Source organism: Streptomyces sp. ISL-98, assembly GCF_018614055.1.
Classification (GTDB): Bacteria; Actinomycetota; Actinomycetes; order Streptomycetales; family Streptomycetaceae; genus Streptomyces; species Streptomyces spiramyceticus.
This window is the reverse complement of the sequence record NZ_JAGGPB010000035.1, coordinates 36,519-60,148: the sequence shown is the minus strand read 5'-3', so window position 1 is coordinate 60,148 and position 23,630 is coordinate 36,519. Positions and strand designations below refer to the sequence as shown.

The following is a 23,630-nucleotide window of genomic DNA, read 5'->3' as shown; positions in this document are numbered from 1 at the left end:
CACAGGGGGAGTGGGAAGCATGGTGCCCTCAGGGCCGTACGGAAGCTGGCCGTCGCCGATCGGCGCCGCGCTCGCCGCCACACACGACGGCCACCCGGAGTACGTCGGCATGGTCGGCGACGAGGTGTGGTGGACCGAGCCACGGCCCGGCGAGGGCGGCCGGCGCGCGCTGGTGCGGCGGCGGGCGGACGGCGGCGAGGAATCGGTCCTGCCCGCCCCCTGGAACGTACGCAGCAGAGTCATCGAGTACGGCGGACAGCCCTGGGCGGGCACGGTGCGCGACGAGGGCGGCGCCCTGGTCGTCTTCGTGCACTTCCCCGACCAGCGGCTCTACGCGTACGAACCCGACGTCCCCGGCGCCGCACCCCGCCCCCTCACCCCGGTGTCGGAGACCGGCGGCGGGCTGCGCTGGGCCGATCCGCAGCTGCGCCCGGAAGGCGGGGCCGCGGGCGAAGTGTGGTGCGTGCTGGAGGAGTTCACCGGCGAGGCGCCCACCGACGTACGCCGCGTCATCGCGGCCGTACCGCTCGACGGCTCGGCCGCCGACGACCGCGCCGCCGTGCGGGAACTCTCCGACGACGCGCACCGCTTCGTCACCGGGCCCCGCGTCTCGCCGGACGGGCTCCACGCGGCCTGGATCGCCTGGGACCACCCCCGGATGCCCTGGGACGGCACGGAGGTGATCCTCGCGGACGTCACGCAGGACGGCACCTTCGAGGGCGCACGGCGCCTCCTCGGCGGGCCCGACGAGTCGATCGCCCAGATCGACTGGACCGCCGACGGGCAGCTGCTGTGCACCAGCGACCGCACCGGCTGGTGGAACCTGTACTGCGTACCCGATATCGCGGACCCCCACCCGGAAGCGGTGACGCTCTGCGGGCGCCCAGAGGAGTTCGGCGGGCCGCTCTGGAAGATCGGGCTGCGCTGGTTCCACCCCCTGGACAACGGCCTGATCGCCGTCATCCACGGCAGCGGCACCACGGCGCTGGGCATCCTCGACCCGGAGAGCGGCGAACTCGTCGACGCCGCGGGCCCCTGGACCGAATGGGCCCCCACGCTCGCCGCGAACGGCAGCCGCGTCGTCGGCGTCGCCGCAAGCCCGCGCAGCGCGTACGAGGTCGTGGAGCTCGACACCGGCACCGGCCACACCCGCGTCATCGGCTCCGCCCACGACGACCCGGTGGACCCCGCGTACTACCCCGAGCCACAGCTCCGCACCTTCACAGGCCCCGACAGCCGCGAGATCCACGCCCACATCTACCCGCCGCACAACCCCGGCCACATCGCGCCCGACGACGAACTGCCGCCGTACGTCGTATGGGCCCACGGCGGCCCGACCGGACGCGCCGCGCTGGTACTCGACCTGGAAATCGCCTACTTCACCTCGCGCGGCATCGGCGTCGCCGAGGTCAATTACGGCGGATCCGCCGGGTACGGCCGCGAGTACCGCAACCGACTGCGCGAGCAGTGGGGCGTCGTGGACGTCGAGGACTGCGCCGCCGTCGCCCTCGCCCTGGCCGAGGAGGGCACGGCAGACCCCCGCCGGATCGGTGTCCGTGGCGGCAGCGCGGGCGGCTGGACGGCAGCGGCGTCCATCACCACCACGGATGTGTACGCCTGCGCCACCATCCTCTACCCGATCCTCGACCTGACCGGCTGGGCGACGGACGAGACCCACGACTTCGAGTCGCAGTACACGGAGAGCCTCGTGGGCCCGCACGAGGCCTGCCCCGGCCGGTACCGGGACCGCTCACCCATACAGCACGCGGAACGGATCACCGCACCGTTCCTGCTGCTCCAGGGCCTCGACGACGTGATCTGCCCGCCCGTGCAGTGCGAGCGGTTCCTGGAACGGATGACGGGCCGCGGCATCCCGCACGCCTACATCGCCTTCGAGGGGGAAGGCCACGGCTTCCGCAGGGCCGAGACGGTGGCCCGGGCGCTCGAGGCCGAGCTCTCCCTCTACGCCCAGACCTTCGGCATCGACCGCAACGACGTACCCCTGCTGGAGCTCAGGAAGTGACCCTTACGCCGCTGACCAGGCCCGCGCGACTGAAACAGGGGGCGCGCGTCGCCGTCGTGGCACCCAGCGGTCCCGTCCCCCAGGAGCGCCTCGACGCGGGCCTCGACATCCTGCGGGGCTGGGACCTCGACCCGGTGGTCGCGCCCCATGTGGTGGACCGGCACCGGCAGTTCGACTACCTCGCGAGCGAGGACGCGGCGCGCGCCAGGGACCTGGAGGCGGCCTGGTGCGACCCGTCGGTGGACGCCGTGATCTGCGCGCGGGGCGGGTACGGCGTGCAGCGCATGGTGGACCTGGTCGACTGGGCGGCGATGCGCGCGGCCGGGCCCAAGGTGTTCGTCGGCTACAGCGACATCACCGCGCTGCACGAGGCGTTCGCCGTACGGCTGGGCCTGTCCACCCTGCACGGCCCGATGGTCGCCACGATGTCCTTCCTCAAGGACCCCCGCACCCGGGAATCACTGCGGGCCACGCTCTTCGAACCCGAGTCGGTCATGACCCTCGGCCTGCAGACGGCGCGACCGCTGGTCCCCGGCCGGGCACGCGGCATCACCCTCGGAGGCTGTGTCTCCCTGCTCGCCGCCGACCTCGGAACCCCGCACGCCAGAGCCTCGGTGCGCGGCGGCCTGCTGCTCATCGAGGACATCGGCGAGGAGCCGTACCGCCTCGACCGGATCCTCACCCAACTCCTGCGCTCCGGCTGGCTGGACGGCGTCGCGGGCGTCGCGCTCGGCTCCTGGGAGGAGTGCGGCCCGTACGAGCAGGAGGTGCGGACGCTGCTGTACGACCGGCTGGTCACCCTGGGTGTGCCGGTCGTCGAGGAGCTGGGCTTCGGCCACTGCGCGACCGCTCTGACCATGCCGCTCGGCCTGCCCGCCGTACTCGACACGGACACCGGCACCCTCACGCTCGATGTGCCCGCCCTCGGCTGAAGCGAACGGGAGGGCGGAGGTCAGGCCCTCGGATGGTCGCCTGACGCGCCGTCAATGAGCTCGCGCAGGATGTCCATATGGCCCGCATGCCGTGCGGTGTCCTCCAGCATGTGGATGAGCACCCACCGCATCGACACGGTATTGCCCGACCACGACGTGCCGAGGGTGTCGAGGTCGAGCTCGGCGATAGCCCGGTCGGCGGCGGCCCGCGCACGGCCGTAGAGCTCCACGATGTCCGCCGTGGACTCGCCGGCGGCCACGACCATGTCTTCTTCCGGATCGAACCAGAGCGGCTCGGTCTCGCGCCCGAACGTGGTGCAGAACCAGCCGTACTCGACGCTCGCCAGATGCTTCACCAGACCCAGCAGATTGGTCCCCGACGGCGCCATCGGCCGTCGCAGCTGCTCGTCGTCGAGGCCTTCGAGTTTCCACAGCACCGCATCGCGGTGCCGGTCGAGGCTGACCTGGAGACTTTCCTTCTCATCACCGGTGAAGGGAACGTGTTTCATCATGCCCGAACGTAACAGCCGGGTCTGACAACGGGACGCGAGCGCTTCCGGTCGGCCGTCCGGCCGAGGCCGCTTCATCTTTTCTGACTTTCCATCAAGCATGCGTGTCCTCAACGTTGACAGTGGTATGACACGTGTCACAGCAATGACCGCCGTCGATCCTTACTGGCCGGTAAGGTGCCTTGGGTGTTCCTCAGTGTGGAGGTCTTCATGCCGTCCCGTCGCCGCCGCTCCGCGCCCGCGTCCCGCAGACCGATCGTCTTCGCCGCCGGTGCGGCATTGGCAGCGCCCCTCGCCCTCTCCGCACCCGGCCAGGCCGGTGCGGCAGCCGAATACACCGTCACCCCACTGAGTTTCACGGTCGATGCGGGCGACAGGAAGTGCACCGTCGACGCCGACCTCTACCGCCCCGCCGGAGTCGACAGGACGCGCCCCGCTCCCGCCGTCCTCACCACCAACGGCTTCGGTGGCAGCAAGGCCGACGGCTCCACCGACGCCATCGCCAAGGCCTTCGCCACCCGCGGCTATGTCGCCCTCGCCTACTCCGGCCTCGGCTTCGGCGAGTCGGGCTGCCTCATCTCCCTCAACGACCCCGAGATCGACGGCAGGGCCACCTCGGGTCTGATCGACTTCCTGGGCGGCAGCCGCGCGGCCGACGACGGCACCCGGGCGGACTACGTCACCAAGGACCGTAAGGGCGACCCGCGCGTCGGCATGATGGGCGGCTCGTACGGCGGCTCCATCCAGCTGTCGACGGCCTCGAAGGACCGCCGCCTCGACGCGCTCGTCCCCCTCATCACCTGGAACGACCTCGCCTACGCCATCGACCCCAACAACGCGAACGACCAGGTCACGCCCGTCACGCCCGGTGCGTACAAGTACCAGTGGACGTCCGCGTTCTTCCTCATGGGCGAGGCCCAGGGCCTGCTCAACCCCAGGCTCGATCCGTCGCGCCTGGGCAGGGGTGGCTGCGTGCACTTCGTCGCCGAGGTCTGCCGGACCACCCGCCTGCTGACCTCGGGCCGCTACCCCGCCGACCGCACCGCCGAGATGCTCGCCTTCGCGCGCAGTGTCTCCCCGGCCTCGTACCTCCACCGGGTCAGGACACCGACCCTGATCATCCAGGGCCAGGCCGACAGCCTGTTCAACCTCAACGAGGCGGAAGCGACGTACAAGACCCTCAAGGCGCAGGGCACCGAGACCAAGATGATCTGGCAGTCCTGGGGCCACAGCGGAGGCTTCCGCGACCCCGCCCCGGGTGAACTCAACATCGGGGAGGGCAATCTGGAGACGAGCTACGTCGGCAAGCGCATCCTCGCCTGGTTCGATCGCTATCTGCACGGGAAACGGGGCACCGACACGGGCCCGTCCTTCGCCTACTACCGCGACTGGCAGAGCGGTTACGGTACGGCTGCCGCGCCGCCCGCCCTGTCGCAGAAGGTCTACCTCTCCGGCGACGGCAAGCTCGTCGACAACCGCGCCAAGGTGGTGCCCGGTGCGCGCAAGTACCGCAACTGGAGCATCCCCACCAGCCATTCGGAGACCTCGCTCGCCCCGATGCTCGGCATGATCGACCCCAAGCCCCATGACACCAAGGGCACTTACCTCGGCTGGTCCACCAAGCCGCTCAAGGCCCCGGTGGATGTCGTCGGCGTACCGAAGGCGACCCTCGAGGTCGTCTCGCCCAGGGCCGAGCGCGTACAGAACTCCGGCGACGCCGCAGACAAGCTCGTCCTCTTCGCCAAGCTGTACGACGTCGCGCCCGACGGCACGAAGACGCTCGTCCGACGGCTGATCGCGCCGGTGCGCGTGCCCGATGTGACGCGGCCCTTCACCGTCACGCTTCCCGGCATCGTCCACCGTTACGAGAAGGGGCACCGCCTGCAATTCGTCATCGCGGCGAGCGACGGGGCGTACTACGGCAACCGGGGCATCAAGCCGGTGAAGGTAGTGAGCGAGCCGGACGACACGGGCGTGCTGGAGCTCCCTGTGATCAGGGGCTCCCTGGGCTGACGGTCACCCGTACGGCCCGCTCCACCGCCCCGCGCGTCCAGGATCCCCACATCCTGGACGCAGACCCCCAGCACTCCAGGAAAGGGCCGGAGCATGAGCCCCAAGGACGGACCGGGCGGCGACTGGCGCCGGGCGGACGGCAGGATCACGCCCGCCAGGGTTGCGATTATCCTGATCGTGATCTTGACGCTCGTCTTCATCTTCGAGAACACCCGTCAGGTCAAGGTCCGCCTTCTGATTCCGGAAGTCACCATGCCGCTCTATCTGGCGCTGCTCGCCATGGCGGTCATCGGGGCGCTGTGCGGCGGTTACTTCATCAAGAGACGCAAGTGAAGTGTGGGGGGCATGTATCTCGCTGAGGGCCCGCGTGCGGGCATACGGCACTTCAGGCCCGACGATGCGGAGGAATTCACGGCGCGGGCGCGGGAGAGCAAGAGCCTGCACCATCCCTGGCTCTTCCCGCCGGACCAGCTCCCCGCGTACGCGGCGTACGCGGGGCAGCTCATCGCCGACCCGGCCAGGGAGGGCTTTCTGGTCTGCGAGCGGTCGGGCGGCGGACGGATCGCCGGCTTCATCAACATCAACAACATCGTCGGGGGCAGCTTCCAGTGCGGGGCACTGGGGTACGGGGCGTTCGCACACGCCGCCGGGCGGGGCTTGATGGGCGAGGGCCTCGATCTGGTGCTGGGGTACGCGTTCGGGGCGTTGGGGCTGCACCGGCTGGAGGCGAACGTTCAGCCCGGGAACGAGGCTTCCATCGCGTTTGTGCGGAGGGCGGGGTTCCGGCGGGAGGGCTTCTCGCCGGACTTCCTCTTCATCGACGGGGCGTGGCGCGACCATGAACGGTGGGCGATCACGGTGGAGATGCGGGGCGCCCGCTGACGGCGGAGGCGACGCCTGCCCCCCCGGACGCCCTTCTCGCCGGCCTCGTCGTGGCGGCCTTTGCCGAAGGCTGACGTACTGGCTCAGGGATCCCCTGGTCAGGGCGGCACCCGGCATGTTCCGATGGTCGTCGGGCGCCGGCGGACGGCCGCCCGTGTGAGGGAGTGAGGTTGCCTTGGCCACGACTGTGCGACGTGCCGTACTGACCCTGCCTGCCGCCCCTTTGGGGCCGGAGAACCCGCTTCCAGGACTGCGGCCCCTCGACGAGTCGCACGTCATCGACGAGCGGTCCCGCGCGGAGCTGCCGCGCGACATGGCCAGGCAGGTCGGATACGAGCCGCTGCGCACCCTCCTGCCCGTACGCGTCCTCGACGGGTACGGGCGCGAGCGTACGGAGACGGAACTCGACGCGATCGTCATCGAGAACGACCGGCTCCGGGCGACCGTACTGCCAGGACTCGGCGGGCGCGTGCACTCGCTGTTCCACAAGCCGACCGGCCGTGAACTCCTCTACCGCAACCCGGTGTTCCAGCCCGCCGACTTCGCGCTCAACGGCGCCTGGTTCTCCGGCGGTGTCGAGTGGAACATCGGTGCCACCGGGCACACGACCCTGTCCTGCGCCCCGCTGCACGCCGCCGTCGTCCCCGCCCCCGACGGCGGCGAGATGGTCAGGCTCTGGGAGTGGGAGCGGCTGCGCGACCTGCCCTTCCAGGTCGACCTGTGGCTGCCGGCCGACTCCGACTTCCTGTACGTCGGCGTGCGCATACGCAACCCGCACGAGCTGACCGCACCCGTCTACTGGTGGTCCAACATCGCGGTCCCCGAGGACGAGACGACCCGGGTCCTCGCCCCGGCGGACGAGGCCTGGCACTTCGGGTACGAACGCAGCCTGCGGCGCGTGCCGGTGCCGGAGTTCGACGGCGCCGACCGTACGTATCCGCTGCGCAGCGAGTACCCGGCCGACTACTTCTACGAAGTGCCCGAGGAACAGCGGAAGTGGGTCGCCTCGCTCGGCGCCGACGGGCAGGGGCTCGTCCAGACCTCCACCGATCTGCTGCGCGGCCGCAAGCTCTTCCTGTGGGGCGCGGCGCGCGGCGGGCGCCGCTGGCAGCAGTGGCTGACGGAGGCGGGGACGCCGGGTTACGCCGAGATCCAGGCGGGGCTCGCCCGTACGCAACTGGAGCACGTACCGCTGGAGGCGGGCGCCGAGTTCAGCTGGCTGGAGGCGTACGGGCCGCTGGCCGCCGACCCCGCCGCGGTGCACGGCGCGGACTGGGGCGCAGCCCGTGGGGAGGTCGGGGCGCGGCTGGAGGAGGCGCTGCCCCGGGCGCAGGTCGAAGCGGCGTACGAGGCGTGGCGGCCGTACGCCGACCACGAGCCGGGGGAGTCGCTCGCCACCGGCTTGGGATGGGGCGCGCTCGAAGTCCTGCGGGGCGGTCTGAAGCTGCCCGGCACGCCCTTCGGCGAGTCGACGCTGGGGGAACAGCAGGAGCCCTGGGCGGAGTTGCTGCGCAGCGGCACCTTCCCCGATGCGGGCATGTCCGCCCCGCCGGGGCCTTCGCTGGTCGCACCGCACTGGCGCGACATGCTGGAAACCGCCCTTGCGGAACCCCTCACCGAGTACCACCTGGGCGTCGCGCAGTGGCACGCGGGCGATGTGGCGCAGGCGGTGCGCAGCTGGGAGCGCGGCCTGCAACTCGCGGCCAGCCGCTGGCCGTTGCTGCGCTGCCTGGCCGTTGCCGACCGGGAGGCGGGCCACCTCCAGCGCGCCGCGGACCGTTATGCGGAGGCCTTTGACGACCTGTGCCGGGAGCGGGGCGACGGTGAGGCCTGGGCGGCAGCGGGCGCGGCGCTGGGCCGCGAGGCGATCGCCTCGCTCCTCGCGGTGGGGCGTGCGGAGGGGGCGCGCGCGGTCTGGGAGGGGCTTGGTCCCGATGTGCGGGGGAGCGGCCGCTTCCGGCTCATCGAAGCGCAACTCCTCGTGGCGGAGGGCGATGCGGAGGCCGCCCGCGCGATCCTCGACGCGGGCATCGAGGTGGCCGACCTGCGCGAGGGCGCGGAGACGCTGGGCGAGGTCTGGGCCGCGGTCAGCGACGAGGCGCTTCCGGAGGCGTACAACTACCGGATGCGGCCGACCGCGGCGGGCTAGGCGGATAAGCAGGCTTCAGGACGCGGCGGCGCGGCGGTCGACGTACTCGAAGACGGAGCCGTCCGGGTGGGCGGCGATCAGGTTGCGGCCCACCGGGGTCGGTACGGGCCCCGCGATGATGCGGGCGCCGGCCCCGGTCAGGGCGGCGCCCGCCTCGTCCACGTCCTTGACGGCGATGGTCGCCGACACCTTGCGCAGCACCTCGAGTTCCGACTCGGGGCCGCTCATCAGGAGGAAGCAGCCGACCGCTGCGACTGAGACCCCGCCGCGCTCGAAGCGCAGCGCCCGGGTTCCGGTGAGGCGTTCGTAGAAGGCCACCGTGGCCTCCAGGTCGTCGACGCAGATGCGCAGCGTGGTTCCGAGGATCTCCATAAGGATCAGGGTAGTTGGTGCGGGTGCGGGTGCGGCGGCCGAACCGGGGCTCCGCCCCAGACCCCGCTCCTCAAACTCCCCCAAGGACTACGTCCAGGGGGACCCCCAGGGGCTGGTAATCCAGTCCCTGGGGGGCTGGGGGCTTGCCCCCAGTTTCGGGAAGGGGCGGGGAGGGGAAAGCGCCGCAGGCAACCCGAACTTCACGCGCCGCACCGCACACGCCGCGCCTCACACCCGGCACAGCACCTCCCCATGCGGCACCATGAACCACGCGTCGTCCCGGCCGCCCCACTCGCGCCACGCCCCCGCAATCGCCCCCAGCTCCTCCACCCGCGCATGGCCCCCCTCGACCGCCAGGCGCGCGTACACCGAGCTCGTCGTACGGTCCGCCCACAGGCCGCTCCACCACGCGCGCTCCTCGGGGGTCGCGAAACACCACGCCGCCGCCGACGCCCGTACGTCGGTGAAGCCGGCGCTGCGGGCCCAGGAGAGCAGTCGGCGGCCGGCGTCCGGCTCGCCTCCGTTCGCGCGGGCCACCCGGCCGTACAGCTGCTGCCACTCGTTCATGCCGGGCACCTCGGGGAACCAGGTCATCGCCGCGTAGTCGCTGTCGCGCGCCGCGACGATGCCACCGGGGCGGCACACGCGGCGCATCTCGCGCAGGGCCTGCACCGGGTCGCCGACGTGCTGGAGGACCTGGTGGGCGTGGACGACGTCGAAGGAGTCGTCGGGGAAGTCGAGAGCGTGCGCATCGGCGACCGCGAACTCCACGTTGTTCAGGCCCCGTTCGGCCGCCACCTCCCGCGCCTGCTCCAGCACGTCGTCGGCCGCGTCGACCGCCGTCACCCGGCCGGGAGCGACGAGCGCCGCCAGGTCGGCCGTGATGGTGCCGGGGCCGCAGCCCACGTCCAACACGTCCAGTCCGGGGCGCAGTTCGCCGATGAGGTACGCCGCGGAGTTCGCGGCGGTCCGCCAGCGGTGCGAGCGCAGCACCGACTCGTGGTGGCCGTGGGTGTAGACGGCGGTCTCCTTCGGCATGGTCGTACTCCTTCTCTCGGAAGCGATACGCGCACGCTACGCCCTCATGTCGGATTGTGAGACTCGAATCTCGCGATGTGGACAAGCCGTTGTGTGCGAATAGCGCCGGGGCCGCCGGGTACTCGCCGCCCCATGGACACCAACCTGTCGGAACAGATCGCACAGGCCGTCCGCGAAACACTCAAGGACGAACTGCGCGAACAGGCCACAAAGCGGCGTCGCACGGCCCGCCTCCACGCCGGATCCGGAGCAGCGGCCCTGTACGCGGGTGCTGCCGTCACGGCGTTCCTCGTACTCGTACTTGACCTCGTCCTGCCCGCCTGGGCGGCCGCGCTCGTCGCGGGCATCGTGCTCTTTGGTGTGGCGGTGGCACTCAGGCAGGCCGCGCGTCGCCCTGCGGGCAGGCCGGGGGGATCAGTCGTCGGTGGTGCGCCCACGCACGGCCCCGAGCTCGGCGTCCCCCTCGCGCCGTCAGTCGCCCCGCCGACCGCCCCGCCCGTCACCCCTCCGGACGCCGCCTCGCCGGGAGGCGTACCGGCGCCGCCCGTACCGCCGGCGGCGCCCCACGGCCCGGGGCGCCTGCACTCCGGCGAGTGACGGCGAGGGCGGGCGGCGCCCGGCTGCGGTTGTTGGTGCCACGCGCGCCGACGTACACTCAGTGTGCCGACGATTACGCTGCGTAATGACCCTGTCCGTCCACCGCCACCACCCCCGCAAGAGGTGAAGTGCAGTGACACGAGAACGCCCCCGCATTGTCATCGTCGGAGCAGGCTTCGCCGGCCACCAGGCCGCCAGGACCCTCTCCCGGCAGATCAGGCAGCTCAGGGACCCGGCCGAAATCGTTCTGCTGAACCCGACCGACTACTTCCTCTACCTTCCCCTCCTCCCGCAGGTCGCAGCCGGAATCCTCGAACCCCGCCGGGTCACGGTCTCGCTCCCCGGGACGCTGCCGCACGTACGGCTGGTCCTCGGTGAAGCGGACCGGGTCGACCTGGAAGCGCGGACCGTTCACTACACCGACCCCGAGGGCGACACCGGCGAGCTCACGTACGACCGGCTCGTGCTGGCCGTCGGCAGCGTCAACAAGCTGCTGCCGGTCCCGGGCGTCGCGGAGCACGCCCACGGTTTCCGCAGCCTGCCCGAAGCGCTCTATCTCCGCGACCACGTCACCCGCCAGATCGAGCTGGCCGCCGCCACCGGCGACCCCGCCGAATGCGCCGCGCGCTGTACGTTCGTCGTCGTCGGCGCGGGCTACACCGGAACCGAAGTGGCCGCCCACGGCAAGATGTTCACCGACGCGCTCGTCCGCAAGCAGCGCGCCTGGCAGCACAGCCGGCACACGCCGCGCTGGCTGCTCCTCGACATCGCGCCACGCGTCCTGCCCGAGCTGGACCGGCGGCTCTCGAAGACCGCCGACCGGGTCCTGCGCGAGCGCGGTGTGGACGTACGGACCGAGACCTCCGTCAAGGAGGCCACCCCGGCCGGTGTCCTGCTGGACGACGGGGAGTTCGTCGACACCAGGACGCTGATCTGGTGCGTCGGCGTACGGCCCGACCCGCTGGTGTCCGGTCTCGGCCTGCCCGTCGAGCGCGGGCGTCTCGTCGTCGACCCGCAGCTGAATGTGCCGGGTCACCCGGAGGTCTTCGCCTGCGGGGACGCCGCCGCCGTACCGGACCTGACCAGGCCGGGCGAGTATACGCCGATGACCGCGCAGCACGCGGCCCGGCAGGGGAAGGTGGCGGGCCGCAACGTGGCCGCGTCCCTCGGGCACGGGATGCGGCGCACGTACAGCCACAACGACCTGGGCTTCGCCGTCGACCTCGGCGGCGTGCAGGCCGCGGCCAATCCGCTCGGCGTGCCGCTGTCGGGGCCCCTGGCCGGTGCCGTCACCCGCGGCTACCACCTCGCCGCCATGCCCGGAAACCGGGTGCGCGTCGCGGCCGACTGGCTGCTCGACGCCGTACTGCCGCGCCAGGCCGTGCAGCTGGGCCTCGTCCGCTCCTGGTCGGTGCCGCTCGACACCTCGTCGCCCGAACTGGCCAAGGTCGCAGGCGCACCCGAACGCCCGCACAAGGAGTGACATGGAAAGCAGGAAACGGGCGGAACTGGCGGAACTTGCCGAGCTCGGCCAGCAGTTGAGGGTGGACTCGGTGCGCGTCGCCGACGCCGCCGGGTCGGGCCACCCCACCTCGTCCATGTCGGCGGCGGACCTCGCCGCCGTACTCCTCGCCCGGCATCTGCGCTACGACTTCGACCGCCCCGACCACCTCGGAAACGACCGGCTGATCCTCTCCAAGGGCCATGCGTCGCCCCTGCTCTACGCCATGTACCGGGCGGCCGGCGCCATCGACGACGAGGAACTGCTGACCTACCGGCAACGCGGCAGCCGCCTCGAAGGCCACCCGACGCCTCGCCTCCCGTGGGTCGACGTGGCGACCGGCTCGCTGGGGCAGGGGCTGCCGGTCGGCGTCGGAGTGGCGCTCGCGGGCAAGCGGCTCGACCGGGTCCCGTACCGCGTCTGGGTGCTCAGCGGCGACAGCGAGATGGCGGAGGGCTCGGTGTGGGAGGCCGTCGAACACGCCGCCAACCAGCACCTCGACAACCTCACCCTGGTCATCGACGTCAACGGGCTCGGGCAGCGCGGCCCCACCCGCCACGGGCGCGACCTGGCGGCGTACAGCCGCAGACTGCACGCCTTCGGCTGGCACGCGATCGAGGTCGACGGGCACGACCCCGAGGCGATCGACCTCGCCTTCGCCGAGGCCCGGTCGACCATCGGCCGGCCGGCCGCGGTCATAGCGGCCACCCACAAGGGCAGGGGCGTCGCGGCTGTCGAGGACCGTGAGGGCAGGCACGGCAAGCCGCTGAAGAACGCCGAGGCGGCGATCGCGGAGCTGGGCGGGCTGCGGTCCATCCACGTCGACGTACAGAAACCGGATCCGGCGCCGACACCGCCCGCCACCGTCGCCGGTCAACTCGACCTGCCCCGTTACGAGTTCGGCGACAAGGTCGCCACGCGTGACGCGTACGGCGCGGCGCTCGCCGCGGTCGGCGCCGCGCGCGGGGACGTCGTGGCCCTGGACGGGGAGGTCAGCGACTCGACGCGGTCCCAGACCTTCGCCAAGGAGTTCCCCGAGAGGTTCTTCGAGTGCTACATCGCGGAGCAGCAACTCGTCGCTGCCGCCGTGGGGTTGCAGACCCGCGGATACGTTCCGTACGCCTCGTCCTTCGCGGCGTTCCTGACCCGCGCGCATGACTTCGTACGGATGGCCGCGATCGGCGGGGCCGGCATCAACCTTGTCGGCTCGCACGCCGGTGTCGCCATCGGCGAGGACGGGCCCTCCCAGATGGGCCTCGAAGACCTGGCGCTCTTCCGCGCCGTGCACGGCAGCACGGTCCTCTACCCGTGCGACGCCAACCAGACGGCGAAGCTCGTCGCCGGCATGGCGGAGGGCGACGCCAGGACGCGCGGCATCCGCTATCTGCGCATCACCAGGGGCGCAACGCCCGTGATCTACAGCGCCGACGAGGAGTTCCCGGTCGGCGGCAGCACGCTGCTGCGGTCCGGCGACGACGACAGGCTGACGCTGCTCGCCGCGGGCGTCACGGTCCACGAGGCGCTGCGCGCGGCGGACGTCCTCGCGGAGGACGGCATCACGGTGCGGGTCGTCGACCTGTACTCGGTCAAGCCGGTCGATGCGGAGGCCGTGCAGACCGCGGCGGAACTCACCGGCTGCCTGGTGACGATCGAGGACCACCACCCGGAGGGCGGCATCGGCGACGCGGTGGCGGAGGTCTTCGCCGACGGCCGGCCCGTCCCGCGCCTGGTGAGGCTGGGGGTGCGGAACATGCCGGGTTCGGCGACCGCGGCGGAGCAGCTGAGCGAGTCGGGCATCGACGCGGACTCGATCGCGGCCGCGGTGAAACTCCTGGTGGAGGAGGCGATCGTACGGTGAACGGCGCGCGGTGGGGTGTGGGTGGCGGGGCGCCCTGGCTGTGACATGTGCGGCTCCGCCCCAGACCCCCGGCTCCGCCCTTCTGGGGGTCCCCCGACGCCCCAGGCGTAGGGGAGCGTCCTCAAACGCCGGCCGGGCTGGATTTCCGGCCCGTCCGGAAAATCCCAGCTTCGGGAAAGGGGCGGGGAGGGGAAAGCGCCGCAGGCAACCTGCCCACGCCCACGCCCCCGCCGCCCACGCCGCGCTCGCGACAGGAGGAACCATGACCGACACCACGCGCGTGCGCGCGGGCCGCCGCACCGTAGAAATCCATCGCCCGCAGAAGGTCCTCTTCCCCGACTGCAACCTCACCAAGGCCGACATCGCCGAGTACTACCGCCGCATCGCCGCCTCCATGCTCCCGCACCTGCGCGACCGCCCCCTCATGCTCGAACGCCACCCCGACGGCATCGAGAGCCATCGCTTCATGCAGAAGGACACCCCCGACCACTATCCCGACTGGGTGCGCCGCGTGAAGGTCGAGAAGGAGGGCGGCACCGTCACGCACACGGTGTGCGACGACAGCGCGACCCTCGTCTTTCTGGCCGACCAGGCGTGTATCACCCTGCACCGCTGGCTGTCGCGGGCCGGACGTGTCCAGTGGCCCGACCGTCTCGTCTTCGACCTCGACCCTCCCGGCGACGACTTCCCCGCCGTGCGCGACGCGGCGCTGCGACTCGGTGAGCTGCTGGACCAACTCCGGCTGCCCTCCGCCCTGATGACCACCGGATCCAAGGGCCTGCATGTGATCGTGCCCCTCAGCGGTCACACCACGTTCGACGACTCACGCGCGTTTGCCACGGACGTCGCGGAGACCCTCGCCGCGCGCCACCCGGACCGGCTCACCACGGCCGTACGCAAACAGTCACGCGGCGGCCGGCTCTATCTGGACGTACAGCGCAATGCCTACGCCCAGACGGCCGTAGCGCCCTGGTCCATCCGGCCCAGGCCCGGCGCGCCCGTGGCCGCGCCGGTCTCCTGGGAGCAGCTCGACGACGAGGACCTGACGGCGCGGCGCTGGTCGGCGACGGACGTCGAGGACGTGCTGGAGCAGGCCCGCGCCAACCCGTGGTCGGGCCTGTCGTCGCGCGCCCGCGCCCTGGGACCGGCCCGCAAGCGTCTCAACTCCCTGCGCTGACACGGGGTTTGGCCCGGCCGCCGGGGGGTGCTCGCACGACCGAGGCTGCCACGTCTTCCTCGACGTGACGGAGGCGCCCCTGGGCGAAGAAGGAGAGGAAACCGCCGGGACGGCTAGAGAGCCAACGGACGGTACACCGTGAGCGCCTCGTCGACCTTGTCGATCAGCAACTCCCATGGTGCGTCCGCCACTTCACCGTCGTAGGCGAGCGGCGTACCCGGTGCGATGCCGGTGATCCGCAGCCTCCGCCTCCGCTGCGCCGCGTGTACGGGCGACCGGCTCAGCGGGCCCGCCAGCGCCGCGGCCAGCAGCCGCAGCCCGGGCGTGCGACCGCCGTGCACCACGCGTACGTCCAGCAGCCCGTCCGCCATGTCGAAGCGCCGGCCGGGCGTCGGGCCGACCCGCTGGTACATGCCGTTCCCGGCGAAGAGCAGCCACAGCGCCCGGCGCTGCCCCTTCAGCTCGGCCTCCAGCGGCTGCTCTCCGCGCAGTACCTCCAGAGCCGCCAGGACGCCCGCGGGCCAGCCGCCGATGCGGGGTGCCCAGTGTTCCCGGATGCGTACCAGCTCCGGATAGACGCCCAGGCTGAAGTTGTTGAGGAAGAACCCGGGCGTGCCCTCGGCCCCCGGGCCCGGCGTAAAGCGGCCGAGGTCGACCTTGACGGCATCGCCCGAGGCCAGCGCCCGGCAGGTGTCGTGGACCTCCTCGATGCCCAGGTCGTACGCGAAATGGTTCAGCGTGCCGCCGGGGAACACGGCGAGCGGCACCCGGTGCCGGGCAGCGACCACCGCCGCCCGGTTGACCGCGCCGTCACCGCCGCAGACCCCGAGTGCGTGTCCGTCCGTGGCGGCCTTCTCCAGGGCGGCGCCCAGCTCGTCGGGCGCGCACTCGACGACCCTGGCGAGCGGCAGAGCGTCCCGCACCAGGCGGGCCTTGGTGAGCGCGGTGCCCGACGCCTTGTTGACCACGACGACCAGGTCACGGCCGCCGGGCAGGGCAGGCGCGTCGGTGTGCGGCCGGCCGGGCGCCGGGATCTGCGTCCTTGTCGGTACGAGCCCCCGCACCGCGAAGGCGGAGCCCACCCCCAGCGCCGCGCCGACCAGCACATCGCTCGGGAAGTGCGCGCCCGTATAGATCCGGGAGACGGCGACTGCCGTGGCGACCGGGGCCACGACCGCGCCCCACCTCTTCGACTCCAGCGCCACGCCCGTCGCGAAGGCCGCGGCGGAAGCGGAGTGCCCGGAAGGGAAGGACGTGGTGATCGGCTGCCGTTTCAACTGCCGTATCACCGGCACCGCGTCCAGCACGGGCCTGACACGGCGTACGGAACGCTTGCCCACGGTGTTGACGGTCGCGGACGCCAGGGCGAGCGACGCGATCCCGCGCATCGCGGCGCGGCGCGCGCGGGTGCTGCCGCCCAGGGCCGCCATCCCGGCGGCGGCGCCGAACCACAGCATGCCGTGGTTCGCGCTGTGGCTCAGGCGGGGCAGGAACTGCTCGGCGCCGGGCCAGTGCCGGGAGGCCACCGCATGGAAGACGGCATGATCACGGGCGGTCAGCCAGGCGGACAGACTCCTGGCCGGACGGGACGAGGCATCCTGCGCGATGGGGTCAGGCATGGCACGCGGGTACCCTGCGCGGCCCGTTTCGAATCCCGTCGCGCCCCGTCTCACCCACCAGGACTCGCGCGGGCGCGTCAGCGAGGGAAGAGTTGGGGGCATGAAAAAGAACCCTCTTCTCGAGCGCCACGAAAAGGCGCTCAAGCTCTTCACCGACCGGGTGCATGCCGTACGGGAGGAACAGTGGCAGCTGGCGACACCGTGCACCGAGTGGTCGGTACGCGATCTGGTCGGTCATCTCACCGAGGAGCAGCTGTGGGTTCCGCCGCTGGTGAGCGAGGGGCGGACGATCGCCGATGTGGGCGACGAGTTCGACGGCGACGTGCTGGGCGACGACCCGGTGGCCGTCTGGGACCGGGCCGCGGAGAGGGCGCGCGCGGCGCTCGCGGAGCCGGGGGCGCTGGAGCGGACCGTACACCTGTCGTACGGGAGCAGCACGGGCCACGCGTACTGCGCACAGATGGTGACCGACCTGGTGGTGCATGCCTGGGACCTGTCCCGGGCGATCGGCGCCGACGAGCGGCTGCCGGACGATCTGGTGAAGTTCGCGGTGCGTGAAATCGGCCCGAACTCGGCGGAGTTGGAGAAGAGCGGCCTGTTCGCCGCCCCGGTGGAAGCGCCTCCCGGGGCCGACGTACAGACCAAGCTCCTCTCCTTGACGGGGCGCCGGGTATGAGAACCCGTTCCGCCGCTACAGCGCGCTGCCGGGACCGGAACCGGGGCTGGGCGCGGCGCGGCTGATGTCGGCGAGCGCGGAGCCCGGGTCCCGGAACTCGGCGAGATCACCGAGGCTCACCACGCCGAGCGGCCTGCCGTCCTTGACCACGGGAAGCCGCCTGATCGCGTGCTGGCGCATCAGGGCGACCGCTGTCGACACGTCGTCGTCGGGGCCGATGCACACCGGGGACGGTGTGCAGACGGACTGGGCGTTGACGGTCAGGGGGTCCACGCCGTCCGCGACCGCCCGCAGGGCGATGTCCCGGTCGGTCAGGACTCCGATCAGCCGGTCGTCCTGGGCCACCAGGACGTCACCGATGTCCTGGGCGCGCATCAGCTGCGCGGCTTCGACGAGCGAGGCATCGGGCCGTACGGCTGCGACGCCTGCCGTCATGACTTCCCTCACGAACTGAGTCATGGCTGTATGCCTCATCCCTCTCGTCTCTGTCTCTGGGCTCTTTGTGCGGTTGCTGCCGCCCGCAGTACCCAGGAATCGACCGGCCATGCCGGTTTGCGCACCGGCTTGCTGGTGACTCGGCATTACAGGCTGTCCATCAGGAAGGACAGGGCGATGGTGGTACTGGCCGTGCTGATCCCGGGACTCATGCTGGGCGTGATCATCGCGCTCGGCCGCTACGAGGAATTCATGCTGACGCCGACGAAGGCGACGGCAAAGGTGCAGGAAAAGGTGCAGGCGCAGATTCAGTTGAAGGACAGTGACCCGGTTGGCCGAACGATCCCCGGCTGACCGGGTTTTTGTTTGACCGGCCGGGTGCCGGGCACGCGCTACTTGTGCTTCGGACCGGAGGCACGTCCGTGGGAGCGCCAGTCGGCGCTCCGGGCGTGTGACGACCGGAGCCGTTCGCTCCCCACGGTGACACCCATCCGTCTGCACCGTTCAGGGAGATGCAACCACGATGCGCACTCACGTGCAGCGAAAGCACCCGCACGACGACGCCCCCGACACCGCCGCCGCCTTCCGGCGGCTGACCGGACTGCCGGAGGGCGAGGAGCGGGACACGCTGCGGCAGGAGATCATCAACGCCTGGCTGCCCATGGCCGGGCGCATCGCCGGCCGGTTCCGCAATCGCGGCGAGGCGCTCGAAGACCTGCGCCAGGTCGCCGCACTCGGCCTGGTCAAAGCCGTCGACAGGTACGACCCCGACCGCGGCTCAGCCTTCGAGAGCTTCGCGGTGCCCACCATCACCGGCGAGATCAAGCGGCACTTCCGCGACCACATGTGGACGCTCCACGTACCGCGCAGGGTCCAGGACCTGCGCAACCGCGTCCGCGCCGCCCGCCAGGACCTGGCCCAGACCGCGACCGGCAGCGCCCCCACCGTCGCGGAGGTCGCCGCGCGGGCGGGCATGACCGAGGAGGAGGCCATGACCGGCCTCGAAGCACTGGACTCCTTCACCGCGCTGTCCCTCGACGCCCAACTCCCCGGCGCCGACGACGGGTACACACTCAGTGACGCACTGGGCGGCCCCGACCCGGCACTCGACATCGTCGTCGACCGCGAGTCGGTCAAGCCGGCCCTGCGGAAGCTCCCCGACCGGGAGAAGAAGATCCTTTACATGCGTTTCTTCCGCGACATGACGCAGAGCCGTATCGCGGAGGACCTGGGGCTCTCGCAGATGCACGTCTCCCGCCTGATCAGCCGCTGCTGCACCCGCCTGCGGGACCAGGCGCTGCACGACCAGGCTGTGCATGACCAGGCTGTGCACGACCAGGCTCTTCGGGATCACGCTCTGCTCGACCAGGAGGTGCGGGACGCCGCATAGCGAGCGCCGCATGGCGTGACATCAGGTCCATGACCTGTGCCTCCGCCATGGAGAAGGCCCGCCGCGGCCCCGTACGGAACAGGCTGAGCACGCCCTGTACGGGCCCGGGGGCCCCGCCGTCGGCCGGCGCGGTCAGCGGTACGCACAGCAGCGAGCTGACCTCGGCCCGTAGGAGCACCGCATCGCCCGCCGCGTCCCGGCCGAAGCCGTCCGCGTCCTCGGGACGCACCTGCAGGGTCGTCGAGCCGCCGCGCGCGGCCTCCACCACCAGCGGGCACCCCGCCGGATCCTGCCCGGCCACCTCCTGGGCGAGCGCATCGGCGCCGGGCTCGTCGGGGCACCGTACGACCAGCCGCTTCAGCGACCGGCCCTCGACCGCGTCGGCCACCACCCAGTCGGCGAAGCGTCCGTGCAGCACCCCCGCCGCGCTGCCGAGGGCCGCCGTACGGTCCCCGGGCGCGGCGGACAACAGAGCCGTCGTCATCGCGTCGACCAGATCCATCAGCTCCGCGTGCCTGGTCGTTTCCGACAGATCGGGCAGCGCCTGGCTCGGCACCCGGGCCCCCGCAGCCCCGGCCGGTGGGTGGGCGCCGGTGGAGACACCGGCCTGGAAGACGGTGAGCACCGCGGACTGAGGCTCGTCCGGCGGGCGAAGCGCGCTGAGCGTGGCCAGGAGCGGCTCGTGCGGCCGCTGTTGGAGATGGACGACAAGGCTGCGGGCACCCTCGCCGCGCGCCACGGCCGCGGCCTGCGAGCGGAAGGCGGCCCGGTCACCGGGGGTGAGGAGAGCGGCCAGCGGTCGCCCCGTCGCGTACCCGGCCCGTACGCCGGTGAGCCCCGTCGCGGCGAAGTTCAGCCGCCGCACGACGGTGTCCCGGTCGATGAGGGCGACCGGCAGCGGCAGCCGCTGGAACAGGGCCTTGAGCAGCTGCCGTTCCTGGCGGTCGGCGGACGTGACGGCAGGGGCCCCGGCCGCCAGCTGTTCGTACCGGGGCCACAAGGTGTCGGCCACATGCTGGAGTTCGAAGAGAGCCGCGTCAAGAACGATGAGGTGCTCGCCGGACGGTCTGGACCGGGCAGTCCTCAACTCCCCGACCCTTCTGACGAAATCCGCAAGGTCCTGGCCGAACTCGTCCATCTGCGTCATACGAGAAAGCTAACCTGCCCAGCAGTTTTGCGGAGCGGACCGGGGGAAGCCGCAGGGGAGAGGGAAGGAACCCGGGCATGCTTCTGGAGCCTGAGCAGCAAGGAACGGAGTCCACTTCCACGGACGGGCGGTTGTCCGAACTGGCGGAGCAGGCCGCGCGCTGCGCCCCTGCCTGCTGCGGCGCCGTCGCGACGATCGCGGACGGTGCGGCGGAGCGCCGCAGCACGGCCACCCACCCGGACCTGGCCGCGCTGGCCTCAGTCCAGCTCGCCATGGGAGACGGGCCCATTCCCACCGCCATCGACCGCGGCGAACCGGTGGACGCCGAGGACCTGCTGAGCGAGGAGCGGTGGCCCGAGTACCGGGCCGTGGCGCTCGAATCGGGCGTACGGTCCAGCGTCACGATTCCCTTCCGCCGCGCCGGCATCGAAGTCACCGTCAGCCTCTACGGATTCCGCCCCGGATCTCTGGAGAACGCGGCGCACGGCCCGGTGAGCATCCTCGGCGAACAGGCCACCGCAGGTCTCGTCCGCGACCGCCGCTACCGCGCCGCCCTCGCGGAGGTCGACCAGCTGGAGGCGGCGCTGCGCTCGCGTCCTGTCATCGACCGGGCGAGCGGCATCCTGATGCATGTGCTCGGATGCGAGGCCGACGAGGCGTTCGGGGTACTGCGGCGCATCTCGCAGCGCTCGAACCGCAAGCTCGCCGACGTCGCGGACGCGGTGGTCAGCGGCAAGGGACGCGGCCTGGAAAAGGACCTGTCCCGGCTCGCAACGCCCGATTAAAGGGACCTCTCTCCGGCTCGCACCGCCGACTCAGCGCGCCGCGCCGCGCCCAACGGGCCCGAGAGATTCGCACACCACCCTCCGTGACACAGCCCCGTCCCACAAGCGCGCCACCCCTATGCCCCGTATAACCGTATACATACAGGGCACTGAGGCCGGGCAGTTGTCCTCAGTGGATCGGTGGAGGTGGCGCATGCAGCGGACGGTGTCGGAAGGGCGCGGCCCCGTCCGTTACGGGCCGCACGCCCCCGAATCGGGGCTGCCCGTGCTGCCCGAGCTCGCCGCCGTACTCGCCGCCGCAGCAGCACGGCCCGACCCCGAGCCCCCCGGCGGCGGACCCGCCCTGCGCGCGGCGGCCACCGGGTACTGGCAGCGGCGCGGGCTGCACACCGAGCCCCAGTGCGTGGTCGCCGCTCCCGGCGCCCAGCCGCTGCTGTTCGCGCTGATCGCCGCGATCGGCGGCGACGTCCTGCTGCCGCGGCCCTGCCCCGCCTGGTGGGTGCCGCAGGCCAGGATGCTCGGCCACCCCGCCTACCATGTGCCGACCCCGGCCGAGTGCGGCGGCGTACCGGACCCCTTCGCGCTCTTCGAGACCGTACGACGCGTACGCGACGAGGGCGGCGATCCGCGACTCCTGCTGCTCTCCGTCCCCGACGACCCCACCGCCACCGTCGCCCCGCCCGAAGTCGTGCACGAGGTCTGCGAGGCCGCGGTCTCCGAGGGGCTGCACGTCATCAGCGACGAGACGTGGGGCGACACCCTGCACCGGCCGCAGGAGACGGTGTTCCTCAGACCGGCCGAGATGTTCCCCGGCCATGTGACGGTCCTCGCCGACCTGGCCGGCGCCTGCACCCCGACCGGCTGGCCCGTCGCCGTCGCCCGCCTCCCCGTCACGGGGGAGGGCGCCGGACTGCGCGCCAGGACCCTCGACCTCCTCACCGCCACCGGCGCCGTCGTGCCGCGTCCCGTCGCCGAGGCAGCGACGTACGCACTCGGCGAACCGGAGCCCGTCGCCGCCGGAGTCCTGGCCGCGACCGCCCTGCACGCACGCGTCGCCGCAGCCGCGCACCGCGCCGTCCTCGCGTCCGGCGCCCTGGCCCGCCCCCCGCAGGCGGGCCGCCACCTGTACGCCGACCTCGCCCCGCTGCGCACCGGCCTCGCGGCCCGGGGCGTCACCGACTCCATGGAGCTGGAGGATTACCTGAGCGAGCGCCTCGGTGCGCCCGTACCCGGCGGTCACCGTTTCGGCGACGAAATGGACACCCTGCGCGTCAGGATCGCGACGGCTCCGCTGCTCGGGGCAACCCCGGAGCAGCGTCTGGAGTCCCTCAACGCAGTGGAGCCACTGGAATTGCCGCACGTGACCCGGGCGTTGAGCACTTTCGGATCGGCCTTCGACGAACTGCGATGACCCCTACGCCGGCGTACGCCACCGAATGGAGCCCCTTCGATGACGGAGACGGAACAGCAGACCGAGCGCTCCCTCACCCCGCCTGACACACTCGCCCCACCCCGCCCCCAGGGCGACATCCGCACCCGCCCTCTCGGCGAGATCCGCACCTGGCCCCGGTCCTTCGCCGACCGCCTCACCACCCCGCTCCCCGGCGTCAAAGCCTTCACCAGGCTCGCCCGCGAGGGGGCCCTGCGCCCGGGGCCCGAAGCGCTCCGCGACGCGTCGCTGGTGCCCTACGAGCCCGGCCCCATGCCCGCCGCCGGGGCATCCACCGTCGCCGTCACCTGGGCGGGCCACGCCAGTTGGGTGATCCGCATCGGCGGCCTCACGGTCCTCACCGACCCCGTCTGGTCGCGCAAGATCCTCGGTACGCCGTCCCGCATCACCCCCGTCGGCATCCGCTGGGCCGACCTGCCGCCCGTCGACGCGGTGGTCATCAGCCACAACCACTACGACCACCTGGACGCCCCCAGTCTCAAGCGGCTTCCCCGGGACACCCCGCTCTTCGTCCCGGCCGGCCTGGCCCGCTGGTGCCGGCGCCGCGGGTTTACCCGGGTCACCGAGCTCGACTGGTGGGAGGGCGCGGAACTCGGCGGCGTCCGCTTCGACTTCGTCCCCGCCCACCACTGGAGCAAGCGCTCCCTCACCGACACGTGCCGTTCGCTGTGGGGCGGCTGGGTGCTGAGCGACCGTCGGGGCGACAGCGCCCGGAGCGACGGCCTGGGGGAACGCGTGTACTTCGCGGGCGACACCGGCTACGGCCACTGGTTCGGCGAGATCGGCGCCCGCCACCCCGGCATCGACCTCGCGCTGCTCCCGATCGGCGCGTACAACCCCCGCTGGTGGCTCAGCGACGTACACGCGGACCCGGAAGAGGCGGTGCAGGCCTGCGACGACCTGGGTGCGGAGCGCATGGCGCCCATGCACTGGGGGACGTTCCTGCTCTCCGCCGAGCCGGTGCTGGAGCCGCTGACACGGGTGCGTACGGCCTGGGAGAAAGCGGGCCGCGTGCGCGAGGCGCTGTGGGACCTGCCGATCGGCGGGTCCCGCGTACTGACGCCGTAGGGCCGTAGG

21 protein-coding genes and 1 pseudogene are annotated in these 23,630 nt (G+C 72.0%); 16 read left to right on the top strand and 6 right to left on the bottom strand.

Annotation, left to right across the window (positions count from 1 at the left end):
• The first annotated feature begins 19 nt into the window (after positions 1–19).
• Positions 20–2,023, top strand: coding sequence for a prolyl oligopeptidase family serine peptidase (locus tag J7I98_RS24275; RefSeq protein WP_214925366.1), 2,004 nt, complete (start codon positions 20–22; stop codon positions 2,021–2,023).
• Complete coding sequence (locus J7I98_RS24270) at positions 2,020–2,955, top strand: LD-carboxypeptidase (protein WP_214925358.1); 936 nt, start codon at positions 2,020–2,022, stop codon at positions 2,953–2,955. The genes J7I98_RS24275 and J7I98_RS24270 overlap by 4 nt, the downstream gene beginning before the upstream one ends.
• 20 nt (positions 2,956–2,975) lie before the next feature.
• Here the strand turns inward: J7I98_RS24270 and J7I98_RS24265 are convergent, their stop codons facing one another.
• Positions 2,976–3,464 (bottom strand): DinB family protein, encoded by a 489-nt coding sequence (locus tag J7I98_RS24265; RefSeq protein WP_214925715.1) that lies wholly within the window; start codon positions 3,462–3,464, stop codon positions 2,976–2,978.
• Positions 3,465–3,674: 210 nt separating this feature from the next.
• On the opposite strand from J7I98_RS24265, the gene J7I98_RS24260 reads away from it, so the two are divergent.
• The 4 genes from J7I98_RS24260 to J7I98_RS24245 all read left to right on the top strand — a co-directional run bounded on the left by J7I98_RS24260 (position 3,675) and on the right by J7I98_RS24245 (position 8,508).
• Positions 3,675–5,477: a CocE/NonD family hydrolase gene (locus tag J7I98_RS24260; RefSeq protein ID WP_214925712.1), complete on the top strand. Its 1,803-nt coding sequence runs from the start codon at positions 3,675–3,677 to the stop codon at positions 5,475–5,477.
• A gap of 93 nt (positions 5,478–5,570) precedes the next feature.
• Positions 5,571–5,810 carry a lipopolysaccharide assembly protein LapA domain-containing protein gene (locus J7I98_RS24255; protein WP_214925355.1) on the top strand — a complete coding sequence of 80 codons (240 nt, stop codon included), beginning with the start codon at positions 5,571–5,573 and terminating at the stop codon, positions 5,808–5,810.
• A 12-nt stretch (positions 5,811–5,822) separates the two neighbouring features.
• Complete coding sequence (locus J7I98_RS24250; RefSeq protein WP_214925353.1) at positions 5,823–6,359, top strand: GNAT family N-acetyltransferase; 537 nt, start codon at positions 5,823–5,825, stop codon at positions 6,357–6,359.
• Positions 6,360–6,534: 175 nt separating this feature from the next.
• Entirely contained in the window at positions 6,535–8,508 is a 1,974-nt protein-coding gene (locus J7I98_RS24245; protein ID WP_214925346.1) for a DUF5107 domain-containing protein, read from the top strand.
• 15 nt (positions 8,509–8,523) lie between these two features.
• On the opposite strand, the gene J7I98_RS24240 is transcribed toward J7I98_RS24245, so the two are convergent.
• Complete coding sequence (locus J7I98_RS24240) at positions 8,524–8,880, bottom strand: VOC family protein (RefSeq protein ID WP_214925344.1); 357 nt, start codon at positions 8,878–8,880, stop codon at positions 8,524–8,526.
• Positions 8,881–9,108: 228 nt separating this feature from the next.
• Positions 9,109–9,918 carry a class I SAM-dependent methyltransferase gene (locus J7I98_RS24235; protein WP_214925341.1) on the bottom strand — a complete coding sequence of 270 codons (810 nt, stop codon included), beginning with the start codon at positions 9,916–9,918 and terminating at the stop codon, positions 9,109–9,111.
• A gap of 132 nt (positions 9,919–10,050) precedes the next feature.
• Here J7I98_RS24235 and J7I98_RS24230 point away from each other — a divergent pair, with 132 nt between their 5' ends.
• The 4 genes from J7I98_RS24230 (at position 10,051) to ligD (ending at position 15,051) form a co-directional block, all read left to right on the top strand.
• A complete protein-coding gene (locus tag J7I98_RS24230; RefSeq protein ID WP_214925339.1) occupies positions 10,051–10,515 on the top strand; it encodes a phage holin family protein in 465 nt (154 codons plus the stop codon).
• 133 nt (positions 10,516–10,648) lie between these two features.
• The gene (locus J7I98_RS24225; RefSeq protein WP_214925337.1) at positions 10,649–11,998 is read left to right on the top strand and encodes an NAD(P)/FAD-dependent oxidoreductase; all 1,350 of its coding nucleotides are present in this window, start codon (positions 10,649–10,651) and stop codon (positions 11,996–11,998) included.
• A 1-nt stretch (position 11,999) separates the two neighbouring features.
• Complete coding sequence (locus J7I98_RS24220; protein ID WP_214925336.1) at positions 12,000–13,874, top strand: transketolase; 1,875 nt, start codon at positions 12,000–12,002, stop codon at positions 13,872–13,874.
• Between the two features lie 262 nt (positions 13,875–14,136).
• Positions 14,137–15,051: a non-homologous end-joining DNA ligase gene (gene ligD / locus J7I98_RS24215; protein ID WP_214925333.1), complete on the top strand. Its 915-nt coding sequence runs from the start codon at positions 14,137–14,139 to the stop codon at positions 15,049–15,051.
• Positions 15,052–15,164: 113 nt separating this feature from the next.
• On the opposite strand, the gene J7I98_RS24210 is transcribed toward ligD, so the two are convergent.
• Positions 15,165–16,670: a bifunctional phosphatase PAP2/diacylglycerol kinase family protein gene (locus tag J7I98_RS24210; RefSeq protein ID WP_214925331.1), complete on the bottom strand. Its 1,506-nt coding sequence runs from the start codon at positions 16,668–16,670 to the stop codon at positions 15,165–15,167.
• Positions 16,671–16,770: 100 nt separating this feature from the next.
• Here J7I98_RS24210 and J7I98_RS24205 point away from each other — a divergent pair, with 100 nt between their 5' ends.
• Positions 16,771–17,346 carry a TIGR03086 family metal-binding protein gene (locus tag J7I98_RS24205; RefSeq protein ID WP_214925327.1) on the top strand — a complete coding sequence of 192 codons (576 nt, stop codon included), beginning with the start codon at positions 16,771–16,773 and terminating at the stop codon, positions 17,344–17,346.
• A gap of 15 nt (positions 17,347–17,361) precedes the next feature.
• Here the strand turns inward: J7I98_RS24205 and J7I98_RS24200 are convergent, their stop codons facing one another.
• The gene (locus tag J7I98_RS24200; RefSeq protein WP_214925323.1) at positions 17,362–17,805 is read right to left on the bottom strand and encodes a CBS domain-containing protein; all 444 of its coding nucleotides are present in this window, start codon (positions 17,803–17,805) and stop codon (positions 17,362–17,364) included.
• Positions 17,806–17,958: 153 nt separating this feature from the next.
• On the opposite strand from J7I98_RS24200, the gene J7I98_RS24195 reads away from it, so the two are divergent.
• Positions 17,959–18,135 (top strand): hypothetical protein, encoded by a 177-nt coding sequence (locus J7I98_RS24195; protein WP_214925766.1) that lies wholly within the window; start codon positions 17,959–17,961, stop codon positions 18,133–18,135.
• Positions 18,136–18,304: 169 nt separating this feature from the next.
• Entirely contained in the window at positions 18,305–19,171 is an 867-nt protein-coding gene (locus J7I98_RS41270; RefSeq protein WP_251021100.1) for an RNA polymerase sigma factor SigF, read from the top strand.
• Positions 19,172–19,871: 700 nt separating this feature from the next.
• Here the strand turns inward: J7I98_RS41270 and J7I98_RS42610 are convergent.
• Positions 19,872–20,309: pseudogene (locus J7I98_RS42610) on the bottom strand (PAS domain-containing protein); the annotation flags it as partial.
• A gap of 86 nt (positions 20,310–20,395) precedes the next feature.
• Between J7I98_RS42610 and J7I98_RS24185 the strand changes: the two are divergent.
• From J7I98_RS24185 to J7I98_RS24175, 3 genes are all read left to right on the top strand, one after another.
• On the top strand, positions 20,396–21,103 hold the full coding sequence (locus tag J7I98_RS24185; protein ID WP_214925319.1) for an ANTAR domain-containing response regulator: 708 nt from the start codon (positions 20,396–20,398) through the stop codon (positions 21,101–21,103).
• Between the two features lie 193 nt (positions 21,104–21,296).
• Complete coding sequence (locus tag J7I98_RS24180) at positions 21,297–22,514, top strand: aminotransferase class I/II-fold pyridoxal phosphate-dependent enzyme (RefSeq protein ID WP_214925317.1); 1,218 nt, start codon at positions 21,297–21,299, stop codon at positions 22,512–22,514.
• A 39-nt stretch (positions 22,515–22,553) separates the two neighbouring features.
• Positions 22,554–23,621 (top strand): MBL fold metallo-hydrolase, encoded by a 1,068-nt coding sequence (locus J7I98_RS24175; RefSeq protein WP_214925315.1) that lies wholly within the window; start codon positions 22,554–22,556, stop codon positions 23,619–23,621.
• Positions 23,622–23,630 lie beyond the last annotated feature (9 nt).